General features: G+C 58.3%; 1 rRNA gene. It reads right to left on the minus strand.

Annotated features, from left to right (window positions below):
• Nucleotides 1–9: 9 nt before the first annotated feature.
• Nucleotides 10–3,115: ribosomal RNA gene (locus tag ACFPZN_RS55795) — 23S ribosomal RNA — on the minus strand.
• Nucleotides 3,116–3,403 lie beyond the last annotated feature (288 nt).

Raw genomic sequence — 3,403 nt, forward strand, 5'->3', positions numbered from 1 at the left:
CGATCAGGGTGTGTCAAGCCACTCGGCCTATTAGTACCGGTCAACTCCACCCGTTACCGAGCTTCCATCTCCGGCCTATCAACCCAGTCGTCTACTGGGAGCCTTACCCCACCAAAGGTGGGAGGGAGAACTCATCTCGAGGAAGGCTTCCCGCTTAGATGCTTTCAGCGGTTATCCCGACCGAACGTAGCCAACCAGCCGTGCCCCTGGCGGGACAACTGGCACACCAGAGGTCCGTCCGTCCCGGTCCTCTCGTACTAGGGACAGACCCTCTCAATTCTCCTACGCGCGCAGCGGATAGGGACCGAACTGTCTCGCGACGTTCTAAACCCAGCTCGCGTGCCGCTTTAATGGGCGAACAGCCCAACCCTTGGGACCTACTCCAGCCCCAGGATGCGACGAGCCGACATCGAGGTGCCAAACCATCCCGTCGATATGGACTCTTGGGGAAGATCAGCCTGTTATCCCCGGGGTACCTTTTAGCCGTTGAGCGACACCGCTTCCACACGCCGGTGCCGGATCACTAGGCCCTGCTTTCGCACCTGCTCGACCTGTCAGTCTCACAGTCAAGCTCCCTTGTGCCCTTGCACTCACCACCTGATTGCCAACCAGGCTGAGGGAACCTTTGGGCGCCTCCGTTACTCTTTGGGAGGCAACCGCCCCAGTTAAACTACCCACCAGGCACTGTCCCCCACCCGGATCCACGGGTGCGGGTTAGACGCTCAAAACGACCAGAGTGGTATTTCACCAACGACTCCACCGACACTGGCGTGCCGGCTTCACAGTCTCCCACCTATCCTACACAAGACGCTCCAAACGCCAATGCCAAGCTATAGTGAAGGTCCCGGGGTCTTTCCGTCCTGCTGCGCGAAACGAGCATCTTTACTCGTACTGCAATTTCACCGGGCCTGTGGTTGAGACAGCGGGGAAGTCGTTACGCCATTCGTGCAGGTCGGAACTTACCCGACAAGGAATTTCGCTACCTTAGGATGGTTATAGTTACCACCGCCGTTTACCGGCGCTTAGATTCTCAGCTTCGACCCGAAGGCCTAACCGGTCCTCTTAACGTTCCGGCACCGGGCAGGCGTCAGTCCGTATACAGCGTCTTACGACTTCGCACGGACCTGTGTTTTTAGTAAACAGTCGCTTCCCCCTGGCCTCTGCGACCACCCCCAGCTCCGGCAGCAAGTGCCATCACCGGACGTGGTCCCCCTTCTCCCAAAGTTACGGGGGCAATTTGCCGAGTTCCTTAACCACAGTTCACCCGATCGCCTTGGTATTCTCTACCTGACCACCTGAGTCGGTTTAGGGTACGGGCCGCCGGTACACTCACTAGAGGCTTTTCTCGGCAGCATGGGATCACTCACTTCACCTAAAACGGCTCGGCATCACATCTCACCCTCAACGGCATGCGGATTTACCTGCACACCGGGCTACATGCTTACCCCAGGACAACCATCGCCTGGGCTGAGCTACCCTCCTGCGTCACCCCATCGCTCACCTACTACCCCCTCGGGCCGACCGCTAGGCCCGGAAGAAACCCGAAGGCTCCAACCAGGATTCAGGGTCTTAGCATCAGAGGATTCAGCGTTGGCGCATACCAGCGGGTACGGGAATATCAACCCGTTGTCCATCGACTACGCCTGTCGGCCTCGCCTTAGGTCCCGACTTACCCTGGGCGGATTAGCCTGCCCCAGGAACCCTTGGTCATCCGGCGGGAGAGTTTCTCACTCTCCATTCGCTACTCATGCCTGCATTCTCACTCCCACGCCCTCCACCACACGATCACTCGGCGGCTTCACCGGACGCAGGACGCTCCCCTACCCATCCCAGCCTCACGACTGAAATGCCACGGCTTCGGCGGTGTGCTTGAGCCCCGCTACATTGTCGGCGCGGAATCACTTGACCAGTGAGCTATTACGCACTCTTTCAAGGATGGCTGCTTCTAAGCCAACCTCCTGGTTGTCACGGCAACTCCACATCCTTTACCACTTAGCACACGCTTAGGGGCCTTAACCGATGATCTGGGCTGTTTCCCTCTCGACTACGAAGCTTATCCCCCGCAGTCTCACTGCCACGCTCTCACTTACCGGCATTCGGAGTTTGGCTGACGTCAGTAACCTTGTCGGGCCCATCGGCCATCCAGTAGCTCTACCTCCGGCAAGAAACACGCAACGCTGCACCTAAATGCATTTCGGGGAGAACCAGCTATCACGGAGTTTGATTGGCCTTTCACCCCTAACCACAGGTCATCCCCCAGGTTTTCAACCCTGGTGGGTTCGGGCCTCCACACCGTCTTACCGGCGCTTCACCCTGCCCATGGCTAGATCACTCCGCTTCGGGTCTACAGCATGCGACTCAAACGCCCTATTCAGACTCGCTTTCGCTACGGCTACCCGCCACCGGTTAACCTCGCCACACACCATAACTCGCAGGCTCATTCTTCAAAAGGCACGCCATCACGAACAGCCCCCGAAAGGGCTGAGGACGCTCTGACGGCTTGTAGGCACACGGTTTCAGGTACTCTTTCACGACCCCTCACCGGGGCACTTTTCACCTTTCCCTCACGGTACTGGTCCGCTATCGGTCATCAGGAAGTATTCAGCCTTACCACGTGGTCGTGGCAGATTCACACGGGATTTCACGGGCCCCGTGCTACTCGGGAACACACCCAGAAGCCACTCAGATTTCGTCTACCGGACTCTCACCGTCTACGGTCGGCCTTCCCATGCCATTCGACTACCCGAGCAGTTTGTAACTTCTTGTCAGCACGGCAGCACTGACCGGATGGTCCCACAACCCCGCACACGCAACGCCTGCCGGCTATCACACGCGCACGGTTTAGGCTCCTCCGCTTTCGCTCACCACTACTCACGGAATCACTATTGTTTTCTCTTCCTGCGGGTACTGAGATGTTTCACTTCCCCGCGTTCCCACCAACCGCCCTATACATTCAGACGGCGGCGACACCCCATGACGGGTGCCAGGTTTCCCCATTCGGAAATCCCCGGATCAAAGTCTGGTTGCCGACTCCCCGAGGCATATCGCAGGCTCCCACGTCCTTCATCGGCTCCTGATGCCAAGGCATCCACCGTATGCCCTTAAAAACTTGAACACACAAAACGATCAACAAATCGCAACAGAGAACAAGAACCCCCGAAAGGGCCCTCATTCAGAGATGCTCGCGTCCACTGTGCAGTTCTCAAAAAACAACCGGGACCACCAGCCCCCCAGCCACCAACCGGCGACCAGGGCAACCAGCCCCGCAATCCAGAAGAAACAACCCAGCCCCATCACACCCGAGTCGAAGACTCTCGTGTTCAGGGGCTGAAGGGTCCGTTTCCTCAGGACCCAACAGCGTGTCCAGCTCCCCACCCGCCCGACGACCAACGTTCCCACTCCC

Source organism: Actinomadura rugatobispora, assembly GCF_042656285.1.
Lineage (GTDB): Bacteria > Actinomycetota > Actinomycetes > Streptosporangiales > Streptosporangiaceae > Spirillospora > Spirillospora rugatobispora.